A 25722-nucleotide genomic window follows, 5' to 3' on the forward strand; every position below is an offset into this window, starting at 1 on the left:
GTTTCTGTTCTATTCTGGCGTAAGGTCTTGTCTCGCACGGGTCAAGACGCGTTGATCAATCCCGCCTAGACGGCCACACCGATAGGGCATGTCACCCCTGTTCCTCCGATACCACAATACCCACTTGGATTTTTCTCAAGGTATTGCTGATGATACCCTTCCGCGAAATAGAAAGTGTTCGCGGGCAGAATTTCAGTGGTAATCGCACCATGCCCATTGCGCCGCAAACGATGTGCATAGACCGCCATGCTGGCCTCGGCCTTTTCAGCTTGCGTGTCATTGAACGTGTATATCCCAGAGCGATACTGTGTGCCGCGATCATTGCCCTGACGCATGCCTTGCGTTGGGTTATGGCCTTCCCAAAAATGCTGCAGCAGGGTTTCATAGGAGATTTTCTTGGGATCAAAGATGATCCGCACAACCTCATTGTGGCCAGTTTTTCCGGTGCAAACTTGCTCATAGGTGCAGTTTTCGGTGAAGCCACCGGAATAGCCAACCATCGTCAGGTAAACGCCCTCGACTTGCCAAAAAATCCGCTCAACGCCCCAAAAACATCCCATGCCAAACATGGCTTCTTCCATGCCCTCCGGCACGTCAGAATTGAGGGGAATACCAGAAAGAAAATGAACTTCCGCATTGGGAACCGGTGTTTCTTGCCCCGCAAGCGCGCGACTTTCTGTCACCATTTTCTCTTTTTTCGTACCAAACATGACGCGCTCCCATTTCTATTCCGTATATCGTCAATATAGGAGCGATGTAACGTAATTGCTACTCTGCCACCGCCAAGTCACGTCCAGAAAAAACCGTTTCATATCCAGGTGTGGGATGGCGCGGGATGAGCAGCGCGAGGAGGAACGAGCCGCATGCGATCCCTGCGGCCGCAAAAAACACGGCGGCCGGAGACACGACCCATAACAGGCCAAGTAGAATGGGCAAAAACACCGCCGCGATATGATTGATCGTAAAGGCAACAGCGGCCGTAGGGGCAATATCACTGGGGTCTGCGATTTTCTGAAAATAGGTTTTGAGAGCCAATTTCAACGCAAACAACATGTGATCGACCACATAAAGCACCATCGCCAAAAGCACGCCCCAATTGAAGAAATAGATACCGCCATAAGCTAAAAACACCAAAACGAGGCCCGTGTACTCAATCAAAAGCATACGCCGCTCGCCAAAACGCGCGACCAATCCGCCAAACATCGGCGACAATGCAATATTGGCAACAAGGTTGATCATAAAGAGCCCCGTCACTTCGTGCACGTCAAAGCCAAACCGTTCAACCAGCATGAAGCCTGCGAAAACAACAAAGATTTGCCGACGCGCACCCGCAAAAAACTCCAACGCGTAATAGAGCCAATAGCGTTTGCGCAAAACGACCTCGCGGCGTTGCACCACTTTGTTCTCAAACTGCGGAAAGCCAAACATGCAATACAGGGCAATCAACGCGCAACTACCTCCCGACAGCAGGAACACAATGTTATACGTGAGCGCCAGCGGCTCCCACAGAAGGACAATCAACCCGTAAGCCACCAAAGTCGCCGCCGATCCAACGGCCCCAAGAATGCCCAGTATTTTTGGCGCGCGTTCCTTCGAGAGCCACTGAAGTTGCAGCGATTGATTGACCGTCTCGAAATAATGGAACCCAACAGAACTCAGGAAGGTAATCGTCAAAATACCCCCAAGGCTTGGGAAATGCGCCGTTACTGCGGTCGAGACTCCAAGCAGGATGAGGGAAACCATTGCCAAAACCTGTTCGCGCACGAACAGCAAAACGGCGATCACACCGACGGCCAAAAAGCCCGGAATTTCACGCACGGAATGGAGCATGCCGATATCCGCACCGTCAAATTGAGCGACCTCGATAACGAAGTTATTTAACAGTGCCGACCACGTCGCAAAAGCCAGTGGAAGCGCAATCGCCGTCAAAACCAAATAGGCAATGGGGCGGCGCCATACGGGAAGTTGATCCACGTCTTCGAGAGGGTAAGTTTTCATTCGATTTTCCTACGCAGAAATTTGCGCCAAGGGAAGCAAAGTTTAAAAAAAGTTCTGCGGATCAATGTCGACCGAAAGGCGCAGGGTGTTTGGGATTTTAAATTGCGCAATCCACTTTGTCAGTGCCTTTTGCAGCGGTACATTTTTTGGGGCTTTCACCAAAAGGCGCACGCGATGGCGGCCACGGACGCGGGCAATTGGCGCTGGTGCTGGGCCGAAAACTTGCGCGCCAATGGCCCGCAATGGCCCGTCTAAACGCGCCATTTCCCCTCCCAAATCAAACACTTCTTGTATATCGGTTGAGGATAAAACAATTCCCGCCATACGCCCATAGGGCGGCACGCCCGCCTCCATACGTTCCGCCGCTTCTGCCCGCCAAAACTGTTCTTCTTCACCCGACAAAATTGCCCGAATAACAGGATGCTCCGGTTGAAACGTTTGCAAAAGCGCTGTGCCTTTTTTCGCCGCGCGTCCTGCCCGTCCAGACACCTGTCGCATCAATTGAAAACTGCGTTCGGCGGCGCGCAGGTCGCTTCCCTGAAGGCCCAGATCCGCGTCAATAACTCCGACCAAAGTGAGGTTCGGGAAGTTATGCCCCTTGGCCACAAGCTGCGTGCCAATAACGATATCCGCGCCCCCTTGGGCAATCGACACAATTTGCTCTTTCAAGGCGCGGGCTGAACTAAACAAATCGCTCGACAATACCGCCACGCGGGCGTCGGGGAAAAGTTCGGTCACTTCTTCTGCTAAGCGCTCAACACCGGGCCCGACAGGCGCAAGTTTTCCCTCAACCTTGCAACTTGGACATTCAATCGGCATCGGCTTGGTCTCGCCACACTGATGGCACACCAGACGCTTTTGAAAACGGTGCTCCACCATGCGGGCGTCGCAAAAATCGCATCCGATTTGCTCGCCACAAGCCCGACACAGAGTCGTTGGCGCATAGCCACGACGGTTGATGAAAAGCAACGCTTGCTCCCCTGCATCAACGCGCATTTGCACTGCGGCTTTTAACGTCGGCGAAATCCAGTGATTGCTTGCCAACTTCTCACTGCGCATATCAATCGCACGCATTTCCGGAAGTTGCGCTTCACCAAACCGGCTGGAGAGATCAAGACGTTTATACTTGCCCGCCTCCGCGTTGGCCCAAGTTTCAAGGCTAGGGGTAGCCGACGCCAAAACAACTTCCGCCGCGCAATATGTGGCCCGCAAAACCGCCATATCGCGGGCCGAATACAAAACGCCTTCTTCCTGTTTATAGGACGTGTCGTGCTCTTCATCGACAACGATCAACCCGAGGTCGCGAAAGGGCAAAAACAGCGCAGATCGTGCACCAACAACCAACTCGGCCCCGCCCGCCCCGACCATCCGCCAAACACGACGGCGCTCGGTCATGGTAACGCCGGAATGCCACTCAGCAGGTTTCGCACCAAAGCGTTTTTCAACCCGCGTCAAGAACTCTGCCGTCAAAGCAATCTCGGGCAAAAGGACCAACGCCTGCCGACCCAAACGCAAACATTCTGCGACCGCCTCAAGATAAACTTCGGTTTTCCCCGATCCGGTCACACCCTTCAAAAGCACCGTCGAATAGGCCCGATCCGCCACGCCCTCGCGCAATTCAAGCGCCGCGCCATTTTGATCGCCCTCAAGCGCGACACCGCTAAAGTCATGCCGCAACAGTGGAAATGGCACGTCGCGTGGCGTGTCTTCTTCGCGCACAGCCCCCTGTTTTGCGAGGCCTTTTACAACCGACGACGTTACCCCTGCCATGTCGGCCAATTCCTTGAGCGTAAAGGACATGTCGCCATAATCCTCTAGCACAGCCAATACTTTTTCACGCGCGGGCGTCATGCGGTCGGGTGTTCCAGTCCCCATGCGAAAAATTTTACGCATCGATGGCGGATTAAAAAGCCCCGGCGCGCGGGTTGCCAACCGAACCATTTGGGACAAAGGCGTTAGGGTATATTCCGCTGACCGCACGAGGAATTCGCGCATATCTTGGCCCATTGGCGGCACATCCAACACACGGCTTACCGCGCGAATTTTCGACGGATCAAACCGCCCTTCACCAACGCCCCAGATAACACCCAAAACTTTGCGTGGCCCCAAAGGCACCTCGACAAAATCGCCCGTATTGCATCCGCCCTCTGGTGATTTATAATCCAAGAACCGATCAATCGGTTGGGTGGTCATCACGGCAACCTGCGCGCCGCGCGCAAATTCTTGCCCTTCGTCAGACGCAAAATCAGACTCGCCACCAAAATCAGCCCCAAAGCCAAACTGATCAGACATGTTTCGCCCCCTTTTGGGGTTCCAGCAAAGTCTGAGTTGAGGTACATAGGCGCCGGATAGAGCCCAACCTAACTAGGAATACTCTCATGAAATTCTTTGTAGATACCGCAGACGTCGCCGCCATTGCCGAACTAAACGACCTTGGCATGGTAGATGGGGTTACAACAAACCCCTCCCTCATTATGAAATCCGGCCGCAATATTCTGGAAGTCACAAAAGAAATCTGCGACATGATCGACGGTCCGGTTTCAGCCGAAGTCGTTGCCCTTGAGGCCGACGAAATGATCGCTGAAGGCCGCAAACTAGCCGAGATCGCAGAAAACATCTGTGTCAAAGTTCCTCTTACTTGGGCCGGCTTGAAAACATGTAAGACGCTTAGCGATGCAGGCACCAAAGTCAATGTCACTTTGTGCTTCTCCGCTAACCAAGCCCTGCTCGCAGCAAAAGCTGGTGCCACATTCATTTCGCCCTTCATTGGTCGTTTGGATGACATCAACATCGATGGTTTGGACGTGATCGCGGACATCCGCACGATCTATGACAACTACGCGTTTGAGACTGAAATTCTGGCGGCCTCAATTCGCTCCGTCAACCACATGAAAGATTGCGCCCTTCTGGGAGCCGACGTTTGCACGGCCCCTCCTGGCGTTATCTTGAAAATGGCTGACCACGTTCTTACGGATGCAGGCCTCGCAGCTTTCATGGCTGACTGGGCGAAAACAGGTCAAAAAATCCTGTAATCCTACGAACTAAATTACAACAAACAGCCTCTGTGAAAGCAGGGGCTGTTTTGCTTTGTGCTCCTAAGCGTACATTCGCACAGAATTTCAATTCTGCTCAAAAACCTGATGCAATGAATCCCCCCCCATGTTAGAAAAGATCAAGCAGGCGGTACAATTCAGCGCATTTAGACGGAAAAATCCGCGAAATGTGCAAGTACCATATAAAAACAAAAACGAGGCAGGCACTTGAGCAACGCGATTTTGCAAGAAGATCTCCGTGAAAAAATAATGACGGACCCCGAGTTCATTCTTGAGGACAAAGACGTCATGCGCGCCCTTGTGGCGGCCAACGAAAAGGCCCTTGGCGGCAATATCGTGGATTTGCGCGGGATCGCGATGGACCGCTTAGAGGCCCGTCTTGACCGCCTCGAAGACACACACCGCTCCGTCATCGCAGCGGCCTATGAAAATCTCGCAGGTACCAATCAAGTGCACCGCGCGGTTCTTAAACTGTTGGACCCCACAGATTTTGAAGCCTTCCTTCAAGAACTCGGAACGGGCATCGCCGAAATCCTGCGGGTTGATGCCGTGCGCCTTGTTTTGGAAAGCGTTCAAAAAGGCGAAGATCCCGTCGTCAAAAAGCTTGGCCATGTTCTAACCGTCGCTGAACCGGGTTTCGTTGACACATACCTCAAAGCGGGCCGCCAATCCGAACCGCGTCCTGTAACTTTACGTCAGTATCGCCCAGCGGATGACGAAATCTATGGTACGGGTTCTGAATATATCCGGTCCGAAGCGGCCCTTAAGTTGGACTTTGGCAATGGCCGCCTCCCAGGGTTGCTGCTTCTGGGGTCAGAAGACCCACATATGTTCAAATCGGACCAAGGCACTGACCTTTTAGCGTTTTTTGCGGGAACTTTTGAACGTGCAATGGCGCGTTGGCTGTCATGACATCCGTTTCGCCAGCCGCCAGCGCTTTGCTGTCTGGGTGGCTTGAAATGAAGCAATCCGTTCAAGGATTGTCAGAAAACACGATATCAGCCTATCAAGCAGACCTCCTATGCTTTTTCGCATTTATGGGGGAACGTTTTGGTACAGACCTCGGCGTCGCCCCCCTAAAAAGGATTTCGATCCAAGACATGCGCGCCTGGCTTGCCCGTGAACGAGGCCGCGGAATTGCGCCGCGCTCCCTCGCCCGCGAACTTTCCGCCGTCAAAAGTTTCTACAACTGGTTTGCAGAACGCGACGGATTTGACGCCACTGCCATCCTTGCGACCCGTGCGCCAAAATTCCAACAAAAACTACCGCGCCCCGTTGAAAAAGAGGCCGCGCGCGCCCTTCTTGAAACCATCGCTTATCAAAGCGAAAAACCTTGGGTCGCTCAAAGGGATACCGCAGTCTTAACACTCCTCTATGGCTGTGGGCTGCGGATTTCCGAAGCACTCTCGCTCAAGGGAAGCGACTCCCCGCTTTCCAGCAGCCTGCGCATTATCGGCAAGGGCGACAAAGAGCGCGTCGTCCCCGTTTTGCCCGTAGCCCAAGCCGCAGTCGCCGCCTATGTCGCGGATTGCCCCTATGAGTTGACCGCGAAATCGCCACTGTTTTTCGCGGTACGTGGTGGCGCACTCACGCCGCGTACGGTCCAAAAAGCGATGGCAGCAGCAAGAATGCAGCTTGGCCTTCCAGCAAGTGCAACGCCACATGCTTTGCGCCACTCCTTCGCTACGCATCTGTTAAGTGCTGGTGGTGATCTGCGGACAATCCAAGAACTTTTGGGCCACGCCTCCCTTTCTACGACCCAAACTTACACGGCGGTGGACACAGCAAGATTGATGGAAGTCTATGAGCGGTCCCACCCGCGCGCCTAGCCAAAGTTTTGCCCCATTGCATGGCGGCCAATTTTGAGCCATTAAACCTCATGTCCAAAGAACTTCGCGCTTATGCCGTCCATCTCTTAACCGCAACTGGTGCGGTTTTCGCAATGCTTGCCCTTTTGGCAGCGGCCGATCAGGCATGGAGCCAAATGTTCCTGTGGCTTGTCGTTGCGTTTTTTGTGGATGGGATCGATGGACCTTTAGCGCGGCACACTGACGTCAAAACAAACGCCCCCCAGATCGACGGCGTGCTCCTCGACCTCATTATCGACTACCTCACCTATGTCTTTATTCCGGCATTTGCCCTCTTTAAATCAGGTCTCTTACCGGGGTGGACAGGGTGGATTGCCATCATCGTGATCACCTTCACCAGTGCTCTGTATTTTGCTGATACGCGCATGAAAACCAAGGATAATTCCTTCTCTGGATTTCCGGGATGTTGGAATATGGTGGTCTTGGTGTTCTTCGCGGTTACCCCGAATTTTTGGGTCATGCTTGCGATTATCGTCGTGCTCGCCGTCGCAATGTTTGCACCGCTCAAATTCATCCATCCAGTGCGTACAGAACGCTGGCGCAACCTGTCGCTTCCCATTGCTTTGGCTTGGACATGTTTTGCTGGCTGGGCCGCGTGGGTGCGCTTTGAGCCGCACGATTTTGCGCTTTGGGGGCTGATCGTCACCTCCCTCTATCTGCTGGGTGCAGGCATTGCCCAAGAGATTATTCCCGAGCGCAAGACGGCTAAATAAGCAATCCAGCCGCGCCCTCATGTATCAAAAGTTTCACTTTGGTCTCGACGGCACCCTCACCGGAAAAGCCCCCTAATCCCTGTGCCCCAAGGACACGATGGCAAGGGATGATAACGGGTATGGAGTTGGTTCCACAGGCATTGCCAACAGCTTGCGCAGAGGCGCCAATATCTTTGGCTATCTCACCATAAGTCCGCGTTTCCCCGTAGGGAATAGCGCGCATCGCCGCGTTCACTTTTTGCTGAAAAGCGCTGCCTGAAGGGCGCAAAGGAAGGTCAAATCCCGCCTTTCCCCCATCGAAATACGCAGAAAGCTGATCTGCCGCGCGCTTTGAAACATCTGTACTCGGCGCGGGAGCTTGGCTGTGCCACGTCAAACGAATGATCGCGCCCTTGTCCTCAATAAGTCCAAAGGTACCCATGGAAGTAAGGACACTGGATTCGATCATGGCTTCGCCCCCAAAAGAAATTGCCCGCCACAGTTTCCTGCGGCGGGCAAAATTAACTAGCTCAGTGCCGCATCGCAACGGCCACAAACACCTTCGTGTTTGTGCTTCCCAACATCAGGAAGCGTTTTCCAACACCGTTGGCATTTCACACCCTCGGCAAGTTCAAACACAACGCCAACACCTTCGATTTCGGGAAGGCGGAAGGCCTCGTCTGGCAGCGGATCATTGGTCAGCGAAACCGCCGACGTGATGCAAATATCCTCGAAAGGCAACTCTTGAAGCGCCTTCAAAACTTTGGCGTCCCGAACGTGAACCGTGGGCGCCGCTTCAAGGCTCGCGCCAATCACTTTGTCCTGCCTCTGGATTTCAAGCGCAGCAGTCACAACACGACGGGCCTTGCGAACCCCGTCCCACTTTGCGGCCAATGGCTCGTTCAACCAATCCGCAGGTGTTTCAGGGAAGTCCACCAAATGCACGGAACTGTCCTCACCAGGGAAGCGTTCAAGCCAAACTTCTTCCATCGTAAAGATCAGGATCGGTGCCAGCCAAGTTGTCAGGCGATGGAACAAAATGTCCAAAACCGTCCGCGCAGCCCGCCGCTGTACTGTATCCCCATCGCAATAAAGCGCGTCTTTGCGAATATCGAAATAGAACGCCGAAAGATCGAGCGTTGAAAAAGTAAAGACCGCTTGGAATACACCTTGGAAATCAAACGCCGCATAGCCCTTGCGCACCTCATGATCCAACTCGGCCAAACGGTGCAAAATCAACTGCTCCAACTCGGGCATATCCGCAGGGTCCATGCGATCTGCTTCGGTGAATTCCGCCAACGATCCCAACATATACCGCATCGTATTGCGCAAACGACGATAGCTGTCAGAAACCCCTTTCAGAATCTCGGGACCGATGCGTTGATCAGAAGTATAATCAACCTGAGCAACCCAAAGACGTAGGATATCAGCGCCGTATTGTTGGATGATTTTTTCAGGCACAATCGTGTTGCCGATGGATTTGGACATCTTCATGCCCTTCTCGTCCAAGGTCATGCCGTGTGTGACAACATTGCGATAGGGCGCGCGCCCATTGGTGCCGCAGCTTTGCAGAAGCGAGCTGTGGAACCAGCCGCGATGCTGGTCTGTACCCTCTAGATAAACATCTGCAATGCCATCCTCGGTACCATCTTCACGGTCCCGAAGAACGAAGGCGTGTGTGGAGCCCGAGTCAAACCAAACATCAAGAATATCAAAGACTTGATCGAAATCTTCTGGGTTTTGCAAACCGCCAAGAATCCGGTCTTTGGAGCCATCGGCATACCACGCATCCGCCCCTTCGGCCTCAAATATTTCAACAATCCGTGCGTTCACAGCTGGATCCCGTAGAAGGAAGTTCTCATCCGTTGGCAAGGCACCTTTGCGCGTGAAACACGTCAAAGGAACACCCCAAGCGCGCTGCCGCGAAAGGACCCAATCAGGGCGAGACTTGATCATCGAATGTAAGCGGTTGCGGCCCGATTGGGGCGTCCATTTCACATTGTCGATTTCAGTCAAAGCACGTTCGCGGATGGTTTTGCCATGCATGTCTTTGCCGTCGCCGATTTCACGATCAATCGCTGCAAACCACTGTGGCGTGTTGCGGAAAATGATGGGCGCTTTTGAACGCCATGAATGCGGATAACTATGCGTGATACGGCTGCGGGCAATCAGGCCGCCAGCTTCAACCAGTTTATCGATAACGGTGCTGTTTGCTTTGCCCTCTTTGCCTTTTTGATCAAAGACTTGAAGGCCCGCGAACAACGGAACATGTGGCAAGAACTGGCTTTCTTCGCCAACATTATGGGTCATGCGGTCGAGCCAATTGCGCTTAACGAAACATTCATAGTCATCAGCACCGTGGCTTGGGGCCGTGTGAACAAACCCCGTCCCAGCATCGTCCGTAACGTGATCCCCATCAATAACCGGAACGTCGTAATCCCAGAAACCTTCCGCGCCTTCAAAACCGGCCAATGGATGGCTACAGGTAATGCCAGCAAGCTCGGATGCACTCACCTCACGCACACGCGTGAACTCGGTTGCGCGGGCTTTGGTCAGAACCTCGGAGGCAAGGTCGTCGGCCAAAAGATAGAGATCACCCTCCGCCGTCCAGCTTTCATCTTCGGTCGCTTCAACGCGATACAGCCCATAAGCAATGCTTGGATTATAGGCGATCGCCTTGTTCGACGGGATCGTCCAAGGCGTTGTCGTCCAGATTACGATCCGCGCATCGGCAAGATCATTGCCCCCAGACCGCACCTTAAACGGTACCCAAATCGCGTGGCTTTTGTGATCGTGGTATTCGATCTCAGCCTCCGCCAAGGCGGTTTTTTCAACAGGCGACCACATCACGGGTTTGGACCCTTGATAGAGCGTGCCATTCATCAGGAACTTCATGAAGTCCTCGGCGATCACGCGCTCGGCGTGGAAATCCATCGTCAGATAGGGCTTATCCCACGTTCCGGTAATGCCCAACCGCTTGAACTCGTCGCGCTGAATATCAACCCATCCCTGCGCGAACTTACGACATTCGGCACGGAAATCATTGATCGGAACTTCGTCTTTGTTCTTACCCTTTTGGCGATATTGCTCTTCAATCTTCCATTCAATCGGAAGTCCGTGGCAATCCCAACCCGGAATGTAACGCGCATCAAAGCCCATCATCTGGTGGCTGCGCACGATCACATCTTTAATGGTCTTGTTCAACGCGTGACCAATATGCAGGTGGCCGTTGGCATAGGGAGGGCCATCGTGGAGCGTAAAAGGCGTACGGCCCTTTTTCTCGCGCAACTGGCTGTAAACATTAAGTTTATCCCATTTCTCAAGCCATTCCGGCTCGCGTTTGGGAAGCCCCGCGCGCATTGGAAAATCGGTTTTGGGCAGGTTTAAAGTAGATTTGTAGTTCAGAGTCTCGGGCGTATCGGCGCACATATCTGCGGTCCTTAAACGGGGAATTTGAATTCAGTGGGCGGCGCGCGTTGCAGGCGCCTTGTCCCGGCGGCTCATCGTCAGAGCGCCGGGCAAATAATTCGTATAAGGGGCAAGTGAAACATCCTCATACGGCCTTATAGTTCGACGTTCCAACGGGGTCTAGTGCAATGGGAACCTCTCGTCTCCCTGCGACATTTACGTGGTTGCGTGCACTTCTCAAAGGCGTACCACTAATGCGAAGGGATACCACATGGCTTCCAAGCTCGCCCGTTTTGACATCACACCAGACGAAATTGCCCGCGTGGTAGCCGCGTTCTATTTCCGCATTCGTGCGCATGACGTTCTGGGGCCTATTTTTATCGGCCGCTTAGGAACTTCCACCGAGGTTTGGCAACCCCACGAAGCAAAAATCGCCGCGTTCTGGAACAATGCAATCCTGTTTGATCGCGCGTATTCTGGCAATCCGATGCAGGTTCATATGGGCGTGCCCGAAATCAAACCAGAACACTTCGCCCTATGGTTGGAGCTTTTTGACAACGTCTTGGAAAAAGAATTGAAGCCGGAAACCGCACAGGCTTTTTCCGCCCTCGCCCACCGAATTGGCCGCGGATTGCGCATGGGCATCCAAGCCGTCAGACAACCAAAAGACGGACCTCCGATCTTTTAGCTGTCTGCTGTGTCGCCATTTTTTTTCCCGGAAAACAAGCCAGCCATAGCCCGCTGAACCAGAGTCGTCACGCGTGGACGCTTCTGCGTGACAAAGGGCATTGGCCGACAGACCTCAAGCGCCGCAACACCGACCCGCGCCGTAAGAGCTCCATTAATAATCCCCTCACCAAATCGGCGCGACACTTTTGACATCACACCGCCGCCCGCAATCGATCCAATCAAATCATCCCCGACGGCAACGGCTCCCGTCGCAACAAGGTGGCTTAAAACCACTTTGGTTAACCGCCACGATCCAAGCGTTCCCGCACGGCCCCCGTATATTTCCGCAATCCGTCGGATCATCCGCATATTCATCGTCAACGCGGCGATCACATCCGCAAAAGCCATCGGCACAAAGGCCGTCACGGTCGCAACTTGGCGGGCTGCAGACTGAATTTCCAAAATAGCTTCCGCGTCCAAGGGAGCTAGAATTTTATTCTCGGCCAACGACATAAGGTCAGTGGCATCAAACTGTTCCTCAGCGCGTTCATGAAAGGCCGCGAGTCCCCATTCGGCTTCATGGCGGTTTTTATAAAGTTTTTGCAATTTTGCCGTAAAATGCTTCGCGCGACCGATGTCATGCGAGGCCTGCACTTCAGCCGCCTCTTTTTGCAACGAATCAATCCGCCCCAATCGCAAAAAACCAGCTATTTCGCGCAGGATGACCGCGCACAAAACAGCTAAAAATGCCAAAGCGATCGCAAGCACCGCACTGCCAAGAACTTCATTTCGCGCCAATAAACTCGTGACAAAGTCCCAAACCGCTACCGAAACAAACGCGCCAAGAAGTGCGGCCAGCAATCCCCAGAACAGCGAGCCAATGCGGGAGCGCGGACGTGAGGCAAACCGTGCAGCGCGCTGCATTGTGGCCTCGGAAGTTTCCAATATTATCGGAGCATCGGCGGGAGAAAGTACCTCCTCAACGTCCAGTTCAACGAGGACAGGCTTATCATCTGAGGTCAAAACTGATCTCCAATCAAAAATTCAACGGCCTTGTCGAGACGGATGTGTGGCAAACCTTCACCGGATTTTAACTCAAGAATTGCGGGGTCAAATTGCTGATTTTGAATGGTAAATCCACCCCAATCGGCCTGCCCCATTTGCGCCGCCGAAAGGATGCGTGCCGGATCTTTGGGCAGCGCCCCTGCATAAAACGCAACGGGCTTTGCGTTCTGCGCAATCCGCCCCTGAACACACTCAAGCTTACGTCCCTCGTGGTTTAACGTAGTCTCGGTCGTGGTTCGTAACGCCGCAATTGCCATTGCCTGTGTTTTGGCCCCCGCGAAATCCGCTCTGGACTTAGCTTGCGCCAAAAGCGCCTGTGTTATCGCGGCAAGTTGCGGATGCTGACTCTGGTGCAAATGGTCTGATTTTGTTGCGGCGAAAAGTATCTTTTCCACCCGTTTTCCGGCCAAAAGACCGCTCAGCCACGCGTTTCTCCCCGGCCTAAAGCCTGCCAAAATATCCGCCATAGTTTGTTGCAAATCATCGACGGCCTTAGGCCCCCGATGAAGCGCCGCAAGCACATCAACAAGAACAACTTGGCGGTCAATCCGCGCAAAATGGTTCCGAAAGAACGGCCGCACCACTTCGGAACGATAGGCATCATAGCGTCTTTCCATTTCACGCCATAACGACCCTCGCGGCGGTCTTTCAACGGGAAGCAGTGGGAAAAATGTCAAAACCGGCGAGCCTTCAAGTTCCCCTGGCAAAACAATCCTCCCCGGAGCGCCGCTACTCATGCCGTCGTCGTGCGCAGAACGCGCAAATCGAGCGTATTCCGCGGCATGCGTCTGCAAGGTGACTTCATCCATCGGTTTCGCCCCATCAACCTGTTCAAGCTGATACGAAACCTGCGCCCCGATATCCTGTGCCCCCATTCGACCAAGGGCGTCCGCCGACCATTCCCGATAGGATTTTCCCATCAAGGCAAGATCGAGAAGCCACTCGCCCGGATAATCTACGATATCAAGGTGGAACGTTTTCACGCCCCGTAATCCCCCCAACAAACCTGCGGGATTCACGCGGAACGAGAGGCGCAACTCGCTGACATTTCGTGTATTTTCCGGCCATTTAGGGGTGCCGCCCGTGAGGGACGCGAGGTGCTTTTCATACGGAAACCGTGCGATTGTATCGTCAGGCTGCGGCTGCAAATAGACCGTTTGCAAACGCCCGTTGTTTGCGGCGCTAAATTGCGGCATGCGTCCGCGCTCAAGCAAGTTTGAAACAAGCGACGTAATAAACACGCTTTTTCCCGCGCGACTAAGGCCCGTCACACCCAACCTCACAGTTGGTTCAAACAATGCCTCATTCACGCGTGAGCCAAGGCTTTCGACATCACGTAAAACGCTATCGGTAAAATCTGCTAAACCCAATTCATGCCCTCAAATTACTTGCCATACACTTAATCCCTTATAGGCAATTTTCCTAGGGGCCGTGCCAAAACACGTTCCTGTTGCCATTGTCATCGCAAGAATGTATCGCGGGGGATGCCTCGTTTTGCACTAAAAATTGAATATCAAGGGACACCGTTTTACGGGTGGCAGCGGCAAAAGACGCTCCCTTCCGTACAGCAGGCCATTGAAGATGCTCTTCTGAAAATCGACCCGACCAATAAAGGGATTGCCGCCGCAGGCCGCACCGATGCGGGCGTTCATGCGACCGGCCAAGTCGCGCATTGCGATCTCGCGCGCCATTGGGATTCCTTTCGTCTGGCCGAAGCCTTAAATTATCATCTCAAGCCCAACCCGATTGCAATTGTAAACGCGGCCCCCGTTGCGGATGATTTCCACGCGCGATTTTGGGCGCTAGAACGGCGGTACATGTACCGTCTTATTTCACGCCGAGCCCCTCTGACGTTTGAAGCAGGAAGAATCTGGCGCGTGCCCCACCTCTTGAGTCGGGAAGCGATGCAAGAAGGCGCGAATTACCTGCTCGGAAAACATGATTTCACGACCTTCCGCTCAACTCTCTGCCAAGCCCCTTCCCCCGTTCGCACCCTCGATGAATTAACCGTAGAGGAAATCCCACTCGCAGACGGCACCGAGTTTCGCTTTCACGTCCGCGCACGCGCATTTTTACACAATCAGGTACGCAGCTTTGTCGGCACATTAGAGCGCGTCGGCGGCGGAAGTTGGGCGCCAATTGACGTGAAAACCGCACTCGAAACCCGCAGAAGAGACGTTTGTGGGCCTGTCGCCCCCTCGCAAGGTCTATATTTGCGAGAAGTGTGCTATGAAACGGACCCCTTTGCGGGCCACACTGCAGGCGAATCAAACGAGGGAACCCCATGAAACTTTTTGTCGGCCTTGGAAATCCTGGTGCGAAATACGCGCAAAATCGCCATAACATTGGCTTTATGGCGCTGGATGCAATCGCCTCGGACCATGGATTCGCTCCATGGAAGAACAAGTTTCAAGGTTCTGTGAGCGAAGGTAAATTGGGCAGCGAGAAGATTATTCTCCTCAAACCTGAAACCTTCATGAACCTGTCGGGCCAGTCGGTCGGTGAGGCCATGCGCTTTTACAAACTCACACCAGACGACGTGATCGTTTTTCACGACGAACTCGATCTTGTGCCAGGAAAAATTCGGGTAAAACAAGGTGGAGGCCACGCGGGTCACAATGGTTTGCGCTCTATGCATCAACATATTGGCGATACCTATGGACGGGTTCGCATGGGCATCGGCCATCCCGGTCACAAGGATCGCGTTGCGGGATATGTTTTGCACGACTTCGCAAAGGCGGAACAAAACTGGCTTGAGGATGTTCTACGTGGTGTTTGCGATGGGGCCGTTGATCTTGCCAAAGGGGATAGTGGACGTTTTATGAATGCCGTTGCCCTGCGCGTTCAAGCGCCCCGCGAGACGGAAGCGAAGCCAGCGAACAAGCCGCAAAAGGCAGCCCCCAAAGAAAAACCCGAGGTGAAAGATACACGCTCGGGTCTTCAAAAACTCGCTGATAGATTCCGCAGCTAGACTTAGTCTGCGTCGCTCATATCAAAACCGAGCGCCTTGGCCACGGTGAAGATATCCTTGTCGCCACGGCCACACATGTTCATCACGATGATGTGGTCTTTTGGCAAAGTTGGTGCAATTTTCATGACATGCGCGAGTGCGTGGGAGGGTTCCAAAGCCGGAATAATCCCCTCTTGCGTACAGCAATATTGGAACGCTTCGAGCGCTTCCTTGTCTGTAATCGCGACATATTTGGCGCGGCCAATCTCATGCAACCAGCTATGCTCTGGGCCAATTCCGGGATAATCAAGCCCCGCAGAAATCGAGAAGCCCTCAAGGATTTGGCCATCGTCATCCTGAAGCAAATAGGTGCGGTTGCCGTGCAAAACCCCCGGACGACCACCGGTAAGGCTCGCGCAATGCTCCATTTTATCGTTCACACCCTTACCGCCAGCTTCGACGCCGATGATATTTACGCTTTCATCGTCCAAAAACGGATAGAACAAACCAATGGCGTTTGATCCCCCGCCAATAGCGGCGATCAACGTGTCTGGAAGGCGGCCTTCGCCCTCATGTTCTTGCAATTGTTCACGGGTTTCCTTGCCAATGATCGACTGAAAATCACGAACCATGGCAGGATACGGGTGAGGCCCAGCCGCCGTGCCGATACAATAAAACGTGTCGTCTACATTGGTCACCCAGTCGCGCAACGCATCGTTCATCGCATCCTTAAGCGTACCCCGACCGGATGTCACGGCAATCACTTCGGCCCCAAGAAGACGCATCCGAAACACGTTTGGCGCTTGGCGTTTCACATCATGCGCGCCCATATAGACGATACATTTGAGGCCAAAACGCGCACAAACCGTCGCCGTGGCAACGCCATGCTGCCCCGCGCCAGTCTCGGCAATAATCCGTGTTTTCCCCATCCGTCGCGCGAGCAATATCTGCCCCAAAACGTTGTTAATCTTATGCGCGCCCGTGTGGTTAAGCTCATCCCGTTTGAGATAAATCTTCGCGCCACCAAGATCTTCGGTCATACGTTCGGCAAAATACAGCGGGCTCGGACGGCCAACGTAATGCTTCCACAAATCGTCCATCTGGGCCCAAAACGTTTCGTCCGTCTTTGCGCGCTCATATTCCTCTTCGAGGCTGAGAATCAACGGCATCAACGTCTCGGAAACGAAACGGCCACCAAAATCGCCAAACCGCCCGTTTTCGTCTGGGCCGTTCATAAAACTATTAAAGAGATCATTCATGGTAGTGCTCCTTTTGCGCGGCTTGCACGAAGTCGGCGATCAGTCCTTGGTCCTTGATTCCGGGCGCGGATTCAACCCCTGAGGAGACATCAACTTGACGTGCTCCTGTTAATTTTATCGCCTCGGCCACGTTCTGGGCAGAAAGCCCACCCGCCAACATCCAAGGCTTTGCCCATCTGCGTCCAGCAAGGAGGCGCCAATCAAAAGACATCCCGTTCCCGCCCGGCAAAACCGAACCCGGCGACGGCTTCGCGTCGACAAGGATTAGGTCCACAACGGCCTCATAAGCGGCGAGTTGCTCTAGGTCGTCACGCGTTGCGACTCCAACGGCTTTCATCACTGGAAGGCCGTAGCGCGCCCGAATTTCGGTGACACGCTCTGGTGTTTCGCGGCCATGCAGTTGCAACATATCCAAGGGGACTTTATCCGTGAGCTCATCCAGAAAACTGTCGCTGGCATTAACGGTCAAAGCAACTTTCGCCACCCCGACGGGAACCTCGATTGCCAACGCACGCGCCACATCTATCGACACGTTGCGCGGGGATTTTTCGAAAAAGACAAACCCGATATAGGTCGCGCCCGCCTCAACAGCCGCCGCGATGTCCTCCGCATTGCGAAGGCCACAAATCTTAACGTTCACATCGCTCGCGGATTGCGAAACGACATCTTCTGGGTTTTGAATACGTATCATGAGTAGGGTTTAACGCGTGGCGTTACTATCCTCAAGTAGAGCGAGCACATCATCTTTGTGCTCCCCCTTTTCTTCTTTCAAACGGGCCACTTCAGCCCGCAAACCGTTAAGCTCTCTGCGTGTACGGTTCGCCTCGGCACGTTGCTTATACTCCCGAATCCATTCCCAAACGAATCCGATCAATAATCCCGCAACGATCCCGCCAAAAATGACTATAAAGAGCGGCAACTGCGCTGCATATTGAACACCGAGGAAAGCTGCGAAATCGTTTGGCAGGACTTGAACCGAAACATCGGCACGATTGGCGAGCGCAATTGTAACGAGCACCAGCCCGAGGGCCGCGAGAAACGCATAGCGAAAATAACGCATTGGATTACTTTCCGTTCAAACGGTCTCGGAGACGTTTGCCAGTTTTAAAGAAAGGCACGTGTTTTTCTTCGACGGCAACACTCTCGCCAGTCCGCGGATTGCGACCCGCGCGCGCATCACGCTTCTTAACAGAGAACGCACCGAAGCCACGCAATTCAACTCGGTCGCCACGAGACATCGCTTCGATAATCTCTTCGAAAATCGTATTCACGATGCGCTCAACATCTCTTTGATAGAGATGTGGGTTTTCATCGGCAATCTTTTGAATCAGTTCCGAACGGATCATCCGTAGTCCCCCTCGTTGTGGTTATTTGCGCTAGCAGACAGTGTGCGCCGGTTCCCGCAACTATAGGGGTAATTTCTCGTCTGAGAAAGATTTTCCAATGGGTTGTCGGTAAAAAATCGCTCAAGTTTGCGTCCAAAGGTCCGATTTTTCTGAATTTTAACCTAGGGTTGCACGGAATTTCCAAATTTACCCGCCCAGCAAACTTTTGGGAGCCATTGATTCGCAAAAAAACGGCCCCACCAAAGTGAGGCCGTTTCAAATTCATACATCAATTGATGTGAAGATTATTCGTCGCCTTTAAGCGCCGCACCAAGGATATCACCGAGCGATGCGCCGGAGTCCGAGGAGCCATATTGCTCAACTGCTTCTTTTTCTTCTGCAATCTCACGGGCTTTGATCGACAGACCAAGGCGACGTGTTTTCGCATCAACGTTTGTTACACGAACGTCGAGCTTGTCGCTAACGCTGAAGCGCTCAGGACGTTGCTCTGCACGATCACGCGACAGGTCGGAGCGACGGATGAAGGATTTCGCGCCTTCATATTCGACTTCGATGCCGCCTTCTTCGATCGCAGTTACTTCAACGGTGATGATGGAGCCGCGTTTCACGCCTTCAACTGCACCAGAGAAGCTATCGTCGAGCGCTTTAACGCTCAGTGAGATGCGTTCTTTTTCAACGTCAACTTCGGTGACAACTGCTTTAACAACGTCGCCTTTAACGAAGTCGCCAATAACGTCTTCGCCACGGCCTTCCCATGTCAAATCTGACAGGTGAACCATGCCGTCGATGTCGCCCTCGAGACCGATGAAGAGACCGAATTCAGTGATGTTTTTGACTTCACCTTCAACGTTTGTGCCAACAGGGAATTGCTCAGCAAAGACTTCCCATGGGTTGCGCTGTGTTTGCTTGAGGCCAAGCGAAACGCGGCGTTTTGCACTGTCGATTTCCAGAACCATAACTTCGACTTCTTGCGAAGTAGAAACGATTTTGCCTGGGTGTACGTTTTTCTTTGTCCAAGACATTTCAGAAACGTGCACAAGACCTTCAACGCCTGGCTCAAGTTCAACAAACGCGCCATAATCGGTGATGTTTGTTACGCGGCCTTTGTGGACCGACTCAAGTGGGAAGCGTTCTTCAACGAGGGACCATGGATCGTCTTGGAGCTGTTTCATGCCCAAGGAGATACGGTGTGTCTCTTTGTTGATTTTGATAACCTGAACTTTAATTGTTTCACCAATTGTCAGGATTTCGGATGGGTGGTTCACACGACGCCAAGCCATGTCAGTCACGTGGAGCAAGCCGTCTACGCCGCCAAGGTCAACAAAGGCACCGTATTCAGTGATGTTCTTAACCACACCGTCAACCGCATCGCCTTCGGCCAATTTGCCGATAACTTCTGCACGTTGTTCAGCACGTGATTCTTCAAGAATAGCGCGACGCGAAACAACGATGTTGCCACGACGACGGTCCATTTTGAGGATCTGGAACGGTTGCTTAAGACCCATCAATGGGCCCGCATCGCGAACGGGGCGCACGTCAACTTGGGAGCCGGGCAAGAAGGCCACTGCACCACCAAGGTCAACTGTGAAGCCACCTTTAACGCGGCTAAAGATTGCGCCTTCAACGCGCTCTTCGTCACCGTATGCTTTTTCGAGGCGATCCCATGCTTCTTCACGGCGAGCTTTGTCGCGCGAGATAACAGCTTCGCCTTTGGCGTTTTCAACACGGTCGAGGAAAACCTCGACAACGTCGCCAACAGCGATTTCAGGAGCTTCGCCTGGATTTGCGAATTCTTTTAGGTCAACGCGGCCTTCCATTTTGTAGCCTACATCGATGATGGCTTGGCCAGCTTCGATTGCGATAACTTTACCTTTGACAACGGAACCCTCTTCGGGTGTGTCAATTTCGAAGCTTTCAGCAAGAAGAGCTTCGAATTCGTCCATAGAATTTATTTGAGCCATGTGGTCTCAGTTTCCTTTACATAGTTTTTTTACGGGCCGTGCGGTTGTCTCCGCCGGTCTTTGGATTACGAATTGGCCGATGCGACGGGTCACCCAACAAAAATAGGCCGGAGTAAATTACCCGACCCTGTATATTCTGCTGCGTGGCGATTCCGCCTTATCGACACGCGCTATATAGAAGCATTTCTGCTCGCAGGCAAGGGCTTCGCACATATCAGGGCGCAATTACGCCTGTGACTGGAGTGCCGCTTCTATGGCCGCCACCGCCCGCGCAGTCGCGGCCTCGATGGTCAAATCACTGGTGTCGATCAAAACGGCATCCGAGGCCGCGACCAAAGGGGCGGTTGCGCGCTCGCTATCCCGTTTATCCCGCGCGATGACGTCCGCAAGAACCTCAGAAAGGCTGGTTTCTACGCCCGTTTGGGAGAATTCTTGAAACCGACGCGCGGCGCGCACTTGCGCACTTGCGGTCACAAACAATTTCACGTCTGCATCTGGGCAAATCACTGTGCCAATATCGCGGCCATCCAAAACGGCCCCCCCGTCGCGCGCAGAGAAACTACGTTGAAACTCTAACAAAGCCGCCCGAACTTCGGGAATAACCGCAATTTCACTGGCCGCATGCGCAACTTCATTGGTGCGTAGGTTTGATTGTTCTAGATCAGACACAGCGAGGGACTGCGCGGCGAAAATCGCCTCATCTCCACTAATAACGCGCGCGCCAACGGCCCGATACAAAAGGCCTGTGTCCAGATGTGCAAAACCAAAATGCGCGGCCACAGCCTTGGAAATCGTTCCCTTCCCCGCCGCTGCAGGCCCGTCAATCGCCACCGTAAATTGCATAAACTACCCGCATTTTTTGTTTCGCCGCTAAATGGTATTACAGCCAGTGGCGTTGAAAGAAAGAAAAATAAACCAAAGTTCGCTTTAGGATGCGTTGCGCTGAAACGTCAGATAATGTGGTTTGCGGCCTTCGCGATACGCTTTTTGCTCATAGCGCGTAGAAATCCAGTCATCCCATTTATCCTGCCACGTGTCGGAGTCAGGATTGAGCAATGTGAACCCCTGAAGCGGCACTTCTTTGATCGTCTGGCGCACATAATCAGGGATATCCGTCGCCACCCGAAAAATCGCGTTTGGTTTCAATACGCGCGCCAAAGGTGCCAAATGTTCGGGCGTCACAAAGCGGCGACGATGATGGCGGCGTTTGGGCCACGGGTCTGGATACAGAAGAAATGCACGCGAAATCGACGCTTCGGGCAGGACGTCAAACATATGGCGCACGTCCCCCGGATGCACGGCGACGTTCTCAACGCCTGCAGTTCGGATTTTCCCCAAAAGCATCGCCACCCCATTGATATAGGGTTCGCAACCGATGATCCCAACCTCCGGATAAGTCACAGCTTGGTGCACCATATGCTCCCCGCCGCCAAAACCGATTTCAAGCCAAACATCCCGTTTGCCAAACAAAGCTTCAAGATCAAGGTTCTCGCGATCAGGATTTTCTTCCCACGTCACTTTACCAGGGGAAAGCGAAGCGAGGTCTTGCTCCAGATACTCTTCTTGGGAATCGCGTAGGGTTTTCCCTTTGAAACGGCCATAGAAATTGCGCCATGGAGCCCCAGTGGGATGCGAGCCAATGTGATCGGCGTCGTCAGTGTGATCATCATTCATAGAAAAAGGCCCCGAAGCTATGTTGGGGGCCTTTCCTAGTGATTTAATCGCCGCCGTCAAGCAGTGCGCTTAAAGGGCGGATTTAATCGCCTCAATAAGGTCCGTTTTTTCCCAACTAAAGCCGCCGTCCGCATCAGGCGTCCGCCCAAAATGGCCATAGGCCGCTGTGCGTTGATAAATCGGGCGGTTCAATTTCAAGTGTTCGCGGATTCCGCGAGGCGTTAGGTCCATTGCTTTTGCGATGGCAGCCTCAATCGCGGCCTCCTCAACCTTACCAGTTCCATGCGTATCGACATAAATCGACAAGGGGCGGGCAACGCCGATGGCATAAGCAAGCTGCAACGTGCATTTTGTCGCGAGCCCCGCAGCAACGACGTTCTTCGCCAAATAACGCGCGGCATAAGCAGCAGAACGATCAACTTTTGTTGGATCTTTGCCAGAAAACGCACCGCCGCCATGGGGGGCCGCGCCGCCATATGTGTCGACAATGATTTTGCGTCCCGTAAGACCTGCGTCGCCGTCGGGGCCACCGATCACGAATTTTCCAGTAGGGTTCACCAGCCATTCGGTTTCATCCGTGATCCACTCCGCGGGGAGTGTTTCGCGAATATACGGCTCAACAATTGCACGCACATCGCGCGACGTAAGTGTTTCGTCCAAATGCTGCGTCGAGAGCACAATCGAGGTCGCACCCATAGGGCGGCCATCAACATATCGCAGCGAAAGTTGGGACTTCATATCTGGCCCCAAGACCGCCGCAGGTCCAACGCCTGACTTACGCTCCTGCGCCAAACGGGCCAAGATAGCGTGCGAATAATGAATTGGCGCAGGCATAAGGACTTCGGTTTCATCCACGGCATAGCCGAACATAATCCCCTGATCCCCAGCACCTTCTTCTTTGTCATCCGACGCATCTACGCCCATGGAAATATCCACGGACTGCTCATGCAAAAGGTTGGTGACCTCTAGCGTGTCCGCATGAAAACCGTCCTGAGTGTAGCCAATGTCACGAACGCATTCGCGCACGATGTCCTCAACACTGTCTATTACCGCCTGAGGGCCGCGCACTTCGCCCCCAACAACTACACGATTGGTGGTCGCGAATGTTTCGCATGCGACCCGCGCTTCGGGAGCCTGCTCTAGAAATGCGTCCAGAATAGCGTCGGAAATACGATCGCAAACTTTGTCTGGATGCCCCTCAGAAACGGATTCCGAGGTGAATAAGTAGTTTTGTCGTGACATGAATTGCTCCAGTTAAAGTTGCCCGCCACTTCAGGAAGCCGTTGTGGGGGAAAGATGAATGTCGCTACCCGTGAGATGAATGGGCGTCAACGTGAAAGTCGGTATCTATGCACTGATAGACTTAAGATAAGGGTAAAGAAAAAGAAAATAAGTGGAATATTTCCTGTTTTACTAAAAACTGTGGCAGAATTGGGGGCTGGAAGGGCAACGTCCAGCGCTCCTGCGACGCCCAAAGGTAAACTATCAATCACCCGCCCATACGGGTCAATAGCGGCCGAAATCCCTGTATTTGCGGCCCGAACCACCGGAAGCCCCTGTTCAATTGCGCGCATTCTAGCTTGCGTTAAATGCTGATAGGGCCCTGCTTTTTTGCCAAACCACGCATCATTTGTAATATGCAAAATCCAATCAGGCCGATCCTTGGCGACATGTACATCACGCGGGAAAACCGCTTCATAGCAAATTAACGGCAACGCGCGCCCCAACCCACCAAGGTCTATTAGTTGCGTACCACTTCCCGCTTGATATCCGCCACCCAACTGGTCTGCGATTCCAGAAAGGCCAAGTTTTCGGGCCACCGTACCAAAAGGAATATACTCCCCAAATGGAACGAGATGGCTTTTGTCATATGTCTGCGCGATGCTGCCATCTCCGTTAAGAACGACCATTGAATTATAAAAACCATCGCCATCCTCCCGCTGAATTCCCGCGACAATTGGAACCCCACCAGAAGCCTGAACCATAACGTCAAAGGCCCTGCCCGCCTGCTCCATCAAATACGGAACAGCCGTTTCAGGCCAAACAATCAAATCAGGTTTGTGGTCAGAATTTTGCGCCGTAAGCGCGAGATTTCGCTCCCAAAACAAAGAGATTTTGCCTGATTGCCATTTTTCACGCTGCGCGGCATTGGTTTGCACAAGGCGAATAATGGGAGCATCCGAACGAAGGGATGACCCCTTCGACAGTTGCGAAGCGCCAAATACGACAGCAATAACAGCAACAAATGCCGCGCCACTAAGCGCCACCCATTTTTGCCGCCCAGCGAGGCCAAAGCCCCCGCCCAAAACGAGAAATGTTAGGAACGTCAGGCCGTACGGCCCAATGATTGAGGCAAGCTGCGCAACGGGTGTGTCCACCCAAATATAGCCTACAAGGCCCCAAGGCAGGCCGGTAAACAGATATCCACGCAACATTTCGGCAGCGCCCCAGCCAAGCGCTAACGCCAAGCCCGGCGCACGCGTTCTCCATTTCGCCCATCCAAATCCAGCACCCCACAAGAGCGCCAATCCTGCAGAAAGAAAAACAAGCGCGAATGGAGCCATCCAACCATGGCGTGCCGCGTCGACCTGAAAAGGCGCCATGATCCAATAAAGCGATCCCGCGAAATAGACCGTCCCGACAAGCCAGCCCAAAAGGGCTGCCTGTAACGGAGTGGAGACTCGGAGGTTTAGATAAAAGACGCCAAGGATGCCAAGAACCGCGAGCCACCAAAGCGAGAACGGAGCTTGGCCCAGCGCCATTGCGCCCCCAGCCAATGCCCCAAAAAGCAATGTTGCCTTAAACGCGGAAGGCCGCAAAATGCTAGCCATCCACAGGTTCAACGATCCGCGCCCGCAAGCGTTTTATCTTACGCAAATCGGCATCGACGATTTCAAACTCAACCCCATTGGGATGGCGCACAACCTCTCCGCGGGACGGAACATGTCCCGACAAAAGAAAAACAAGCCCGCCAAGGGTATCAACTTCGTCCTCATCCACGACCGACCGCAAATCGACGCCGATCTCGTTTTCAAAATCCTCAAGCGGAGTGCGTGACTGCACCAAATAGCAGCCATTTTTTTCCAAATTCCAGTAGGTGTCTTCTTCGATGTCATGCTCGTCTTCGATCTCGCCAATAACTTGCTCGATCAAATCCTCAAGGGTGACTAATCCGTCGACTCCACCATATTCATCAATAATCAACGCCATATGGCGCCGCTCACTCTGCATTCTTTGCAGCAAAACGCCGATCGGCATTGAGGGCGGCGCGAAAATAAGGGGCCGCAAAAGGGGCTCTAACGCAAACTTTTTGGAGCGGTCGCCATTGAACCCATGCTGAAGCGCCAAGTCTTTGAGGTGGATCAGGCCAATGGGCGTATCCAATGTACCGTCAAAAACAGGTAAGCGCGTCAATCCGGACTCGCGAAACAGGGACACCAATGCGTCCTTGTCTATGTCTTTTGGAACAGAAACGATTTCCGCCTTGGGGATAGCTACATCCTCGAGGTTAAGGCGCCGTAAATTGATCATGCCACCGCCAGATTGCGCCGGCGTTCGCGGCACATCCGTTGGACTATCAACGATCTGGGTTTCTTCTGTCGGGCTCAGGGCGCCAACGATGCGGCTAAAAAAGCCGCGTGTCTCCGGAGGGATTTCTTCAGTTTGCGCGCTCTGCGCTGCGCTAGAGGAGTCTTCGCTCCCTCCATCGATTGATTGAGTGTCGCCCATGGGCCCTTTCCAAAATACATAGTACGAATGTGCACATATGCTTCGTTAAC

Annotated in this window: 24 protein-coding genes and 1 riboswitch; of the genes, 7 read left to right on the plus strand and 17 right to left on the minus strand. The window is 53.3% G+C overall.

Translation table 11 applies throughout. The annotated features are described in order from the left end of the window. Positions 1-65: 65 nt before the first annotated feature. Genes msrA through AB9F29_RS06565 form a run of 3 tightly spaced genes read right to left on the minus strand, consistent with a single transcriptional unit; the run spans position 66 to position 4191 of the window. Positions 66-710: a peptide-methionine (S)-S-oxide reductase MsrA gene (gene msrA / locus AB9F29_RS06555; RefSeq protein ID WP_369755022.1), complete on the minus strand. Its 645-nt coding sequence runs from the start codon at positions 708-710 to the stop codon at positions 66-68. 58 nt (positions 711-768) lie between these two features. Next, positions 769-1998 (minus strand): MFS transporter, encoded by a 1230-nt coding sequence (locus AB9F29_RS06560; RefSeq protein ID WP_369755023.1) that lies wholly within the window; start codon positions 1996-1998, stop codon positions 769-771. Positions 1999-2040: 42 nt separating this feature from the next. Next, a complete protein-coding gene (locus AB9F29_RS06565) occupies positions 2041-4191 on the minus strand; it encodes a primosomal protein N' (protein WP_369755092.1) in 2151 nt (716 codons plus the stop codon). A 185-nt stretch (positions 4192-4376) separates the two neighbouring features. Here AB9F29_RS06565 and fsa point away from each other — a divergent pair, with 185 nt between their 5' ends. From fsa to AB9F29_RS06585, 4 genes are all read left to right on the plus strand, one after another. Further along, entirely contained in the window at positions 4377-5030 is a 654-nt protein-coding gene (fsa, locus tag AB9F29_RS06570; protein ID WP_039001514.1) for a fructose-6-phosphate aldolase, read from the plus strand. 228 nt (positions 5031-5258) lie between these two features. Then, entirely contained in the window at positions 5259-5963 is a 705-nt protein-coding gene (locus AB9F29_RS06575) for a DUF484 family protein (RefSeq protein WP_369755024.1), read from the plus strand. Beyond that, a complete protein-coding gene (locus AB9F29_RS06580) occupies positions 5960-6880 on the plus strand; it encodes a tyrosine recombinase XerC (protein ID WP_335585318.1) in 921 nt (306 codons plus the stop codon). Before AB9F29_RS06575 ends, AB9F29_RS06580 begins: the two co-directional genes overlap by 4 nt. Positions 6881-6930: 50 nt before the next feature. Next, positions 6931-7632 carry a phosphatidylcholine/phosphatidylserine synthase gene (locus AB9F29_RS06585; protein WP_039001546.1) on the plus strand — a complete coding sequence of 234 codons (702 nt, stop codon included), beginning with the start codon at positions 6931-6933 and terminating at the stop codon, positions 7630-7632. Here the strand turns inward: AB9F29_RS06585 and AB9F29_RS06590 are convergent. Together AB9F29_RS06590 and ileS are read right to left on the minus strand one after the other, a co-directional pair. Further along, positions 7625-8080: a methylated-DNA--[protein]-cysteine S-methyltransferase gene (locus AB9F29_RS06590; RefSeq protein ID WP_335585317.1), complete on the minus strand. Its 456-nt coding sequence runs from the start codon at positions 8078-8080 to the stop codon at positions 7625-7627. The two genes, AB9F29_RS06585 and AB9F29_RS06590, sit on opposite strands and share 8 nt — an antisense overlap. Positions 8081-8136: 56 nt before the next feature. Continuing rightward, the gene (ileS, locus tag AB9F29_RS06595) at positions 8137-11040 is read right to left on the minus strand and encodes an isoleucine--tRNA ligase (RefSeq protein WP_369755025.1); all 2904 of its coding nucleotides are present in this window, start codon (positions 11038-11040) and stop codon (positions 8137-8139) included. Positions 11041-11290: 250 nt separating this feature from the next. Here ileS and AB9F29_RS06600 point away from each other — a divergent pair, with 250 nt between their 5' ends. Beyond that, positions 11291-11707: a group III truncated hemoglobin gene (locus tag AB9F29_RS06600; protein WP_369755026.1), complete on the plus strand. Its 417-nt coding sequence runs from the start codon at positions 11291-11293 to the stop codon at positions 11705-11707. Here AB9F29_RS06600 and AB9F29_RS06605 read toward each other — a convergent pair. Both AB9F29_RS06605 and AB9F29_RS06610 read right to left on the minus strand, forming a co-directional pair. Next, the gene (locus AB9F29_RS06605) at positions 11704-12711 is read right to left on the minus strand and encodes a YcjF family protein (RefSeq protein WP_369755027.1); all 1008 of its coding nucleotides are present in this window, start codon (positions 12709-12711) and stop codon (positions 11704-11706) included. The genes AB9F29_RS06600 and AB9F29_RS06605 overlap by 4 nt on opposite strands. After that, positions 12708-14123, minus strand: coding sequence for a YcjX family protein (locus tag AB9F29_RS06610; protein WP_369755028.1), 1416 nt, complete (start codon positions 14121-14123; stop codon positions 12708-12710). Before AB9F29_RS06610 ends, AB9F29_RS06605 begins: the two co-directional genes overlap by 4 nt. A gap of 114 nt (positions 14124-14237) precedes the next feature. Here AB9F29_RS06610 and truA point away from each other — a divergent pair, with 114 nt between their 5' ends. Together truA and pth are read left to right on the plus strand one after the other, a co-directional pair. Further along, positions 14238-15041 (plus strand): tRNA pseudouridine(38-40) synthase TruA, encoded by an 804-nt coding sequence (truA, locus tag AB9F29_RS06615; protein ID WP_369755029.1) that lies wholly within the window; start codon positions 14238-14240, stop codon positions 15039-15041. Beyond that, positions 15038-15724: an aminoacyl-tRNA hydrolase gene (gene pth / locus AB9F29_RS06620; protein WP_369755030.1), complete on the plus strand. Its 687-nt coding sequence runs from the start codon at positions 15038-15040 to the stop codon at positions 15722-15724. The genes truA and pth overlap by 4 nt, the downstream gene beginning before the upstream one ends. A 2-nt stretch (positions 15725-15726) precedes the next feature. On the opposite strand, the gene trpB is transcribed toward pth, so the two are convergent. The 10 genes from trpB to AB9F29_RS06670 all read right to left on the minus strand — a co-directional run bounded on the left by trpB (position 15727) and on the right by AB9F29_RS06670 (position 25672). Further along, positions 15727-16962 (minus strand): tryptophan synthase subunit beta, encoded by a 1236-nt coding sequence (trpB, locus tag AB9F29_RS06625; protein ID WP_335585310.1) that lies wholly within the window; start codon positions 16960-16962, stop codon positions 15727-15729. Continuing rightward, positions 16955-17653 carry a phosphoribosylanthranilate isomerase gene (locus tag AB9F29_RS06630; protein WP_335585309.1) on the minus strand — a complete coding sequence of 233 codons (699 nt, stop codon included), beginning with the start codon at positions 17651-17653 and terminating at the stop codon, positions 16955-16957. The genes trpB and AB9F29_RS06630 overlap by 8 nt, the downstream gene beginning before the upstream one ends. A 9-nt stretch (positions 17654-17662) precedes the next feature. Beyond that, entirely contained in the window at positions 17663-18022 is a 360-nt protein-coding gene (locus AB9F29_RS06635) for a lipopolysaccharide assembly protein LapA domain-containing protein (RefSeq protein WP_335585308.1), read from the minus strand. A 4-nt stretch (positions 18023-18026) separates the two neighbouring features. Continuing rightward, on the minus strand, positions 18027-18308 hold the full coding sequence (gene ihfB, locus AB9F29_RS06640; RefSeq protein WP_039001524.1) for an integration host factor subunit beta: 282 nt from the start codon (positions 18306-18308) through the stop codon (positions 18027-18029). A gap of 284 nt (positions 18309-18592) precedes the next feature. Further along, on the minus strand, positions 18593-20269 hold the full coding sequence (rpsA, locus tag AB9F29_RS06645; protein ID WP_335585307.1) for a 30S ribosomal protein S1: 1677 nt from the start codon (positions 20267-20269) through the stop codon (positions 18593-18595). A 225-nt stretch (positions 20270-20494) separates the two neighbouring features. Continuing rightward, positions 20495-21112 (minus strand): d(CMP) kinase, encoded by a 618-nt coding sequence (locus tag AB9F29_RS06650; protein WP_369755031.1) that lies wholly within the window; start codon positions 21110-21112, stop codon positions 20495-20497. A gap of 84 nt (positions 21113-21196) precedes the next feature. Beyond that, positions 21197-21943, minus strand: coding sequence for a tRNA (guanosine(46)-N(7))-methyltransferase TrmB (locus AB9F29_RS06655; protein WP_369755032.1), 747 nt, complete (start codon positions 21941-21943; stop codon positions 21197-21199). Positions 21944-22012: 69 nt separating this feature from the next. Continuing rightward, complete coding sequence (gene metK / locus AB9F29_RS06660) at positions 22013-23185, minus strand: methionine adenosyltransferase (protein ID WP_369755033.1); 1173 nt, start codon at positions 23183-23185, stop codon at positions 22013-22015. 4 nt (positions 23186-23189) lie between these two features. After that, positions 23190-23238, minus strand: a riboswitch (SAM-SAH riboswitch). 33 nt (positions 23239-23271) lie between these two features. Continuing rightward, positions 23272-24774 (minus strand): apolipoprotein N-acyltransferase, encoded by a 1503-nt coding sequence (lnt, locus tag AB9F29_RS06665; protein WP_369755035.1) that lies wholly within the window; start codon positions 24772-24774, stop codon positions 23272-23274. Beyond that, complete coding sequence (locus AB9F29_RS06670; protein WP_039001529.1) at positions 24767-25672, minus strand: transporter associated domain-containing protein; 906 nt, start codon at positions 25670-25672, stop codon at positions 24767-24769. The genes lnt and AB9F29_RS06670 overlap by 8 nt, the downstream gene beginning before the upstream one ends. Positions 25673-25722: the final 50 nt, after the last annotated feature.

The organism is Falsihalocynthiibacter sp. S25ZX9 (assembly GCF_041205405.1).
GTDB classification, from domain to species: Bacteria; Pseudomonadota; Alphaproteobacteria; order Rhodobacterales; family Rhodobacteraceae; genus Falsihalocynthiibacter; species Falsihalocynthiibacter arcticus.

Excerpts from the sequence above, each read along its gene's own strand:
- pth (WP_369755030.1), top strand. The coding sequence starts at position 15,038 with ATGAAACTTTTTGTCGGCCTTGGAAATCCTGGTGCGAAATACGCGCAA.
- trpB (WP_335585310.1), bottom strand. The coding sequence starts at position 16,962 with ATGAATGATCTCTTTAATAGTTTTATGAACGGCCCAGACGAAAACGGG.
- ileS (WP_369755025.1), bottom strand. The coding sequence starts at position 11,040 with ATGTGCGCCGATACGCCCGAGACTCTGAACTACAAATCTACTTTAAAC.
- AB9F29_RS06655 (WP_369755032.1), bottom strand. The coding sequence starts at position 21,943 with ATGAATGATGATCACACTGACGACGCCGATCACATTGGCTCGCATCCC.
- AB9F29_RS06670 (WP_039001529.1), bottom strand. The coding sequence starts at position 25,672 with ATGGGCGACACTCAATCAATCGATGGAGGGAGCGAAGACTCCTCTAGC.
- metK (WP_369755033.1), bottom strand. The coding sequence starts at position 23,185 with ATGTCACGACAAAACTACTTATTCACCTCGGAATCCGTTTCTGAGGGG.
- AB9F29_RS06560 (WP_369755023.1), bottom strand. The coding sequence starts at position 1,998 with ATGAAAACTTACCCTCTCGAAGACGTGGATCAACTTCCCGTATGGCGC.
- AB9F29_RS06565 (WP_369755092.1), bottom strand. The coding sequence starts at position 4,191 with ATGACCACCCAACCGATTGATCGGTTCTTGGATTATAAATCACCAGAG.
- lnt (WP_369755035.1), bottom strand. The coding sequence starts at position 24,774 with ATGGCTAGCATTTTGCGGCCTTCCGCGTTTAAGGCAACATTGCTTTTT.
- AB9F29_RS06580 (WP_335585318.1), top strand. The coding sequence starts at position 5,960 with ATGACATCCGTTTCGCCAGCCGCCAGCGCTTTGCTGTCTGGGTGGCTT.
- AB9F29_RS06630 (WP_335585309.1), bottom strand. The coding sequence starts at position 17,653 with ATGATACGTATTCAAAACCCAGAAGATGTCGTTTCGCAATCCGCGAGC.
- truA (WP_369755029.1), top strand. The coding sequence starts at position 14,238 with ATGCCTCGTTTTGCACTAAAAATTGAATATCAAGGGACACCGTTTTAC.
- AB9F29_RS06650 (WP_369755031.1), bottom strand. The coding sequence starts at position 21,112 with ATGCAATTTACGGTGGCGATTGACGGGCCTGCAGCGGCGGGGAAGGGA.
- AB9F29_RS06590 (WP_335585317.1), bottom strand. The coding sequence starts at position 8,080 with ATGATCGAATCCAGTGTCCTTACTTCCATGGGTACCTTTGGACTTATT.
- AB9F29_RS06600 (WP_369755026.1), top strand. The coding sequence starts at position 11,291 with ATGGCTTCCAAGCTCGCCCGTTTTGACATCACACCAGACGAAATTGCC.
- fsa (WP_039001514.1), top strand. The coding sequence starts at position 4,377 with ATGAAATTCTTTGTAGATACCGCAGACGTCGCCGCCATTGCCGAACTA.
- AB9F29_RS06635 (WP_335585308.1), bottom strand. The coding sequence starts at position 18,022 with ATGCGTTATTTTCGCTATGCGTTTCTCGCGGCCCTCGGGCTGGTGCTC.
- rpsA (WP_335585307.1), bottom strand. The coding sequence starts at position 20,269 with ATGGCTCAAATAAATTCTATGGACGAATTCGAAGCTCTTCTTGCTGAA.
- msrA (WP_369755022.1), bottom strand. The coding sequence starts at position 710 with ATGTTTGGTACGAAAAAAGAGAAAATGGTGACAGAAAGTCGCGCGCTT.
- ihfB (WP_039001524.1), bottom strand. The coding sequence starts at position 18,308 with ATGATCCGTTCGGAACTGATTCAAAAGATTGCCGATGAAAACCCACAT.
- AB9F29_RS06585 (WP_039001546.1), top strand. The coding sequence starts at position 6,931 with ATGTCCAAAGAACTTCGCGCTTATGCCGTCCATCTCTTAACCGCAACT.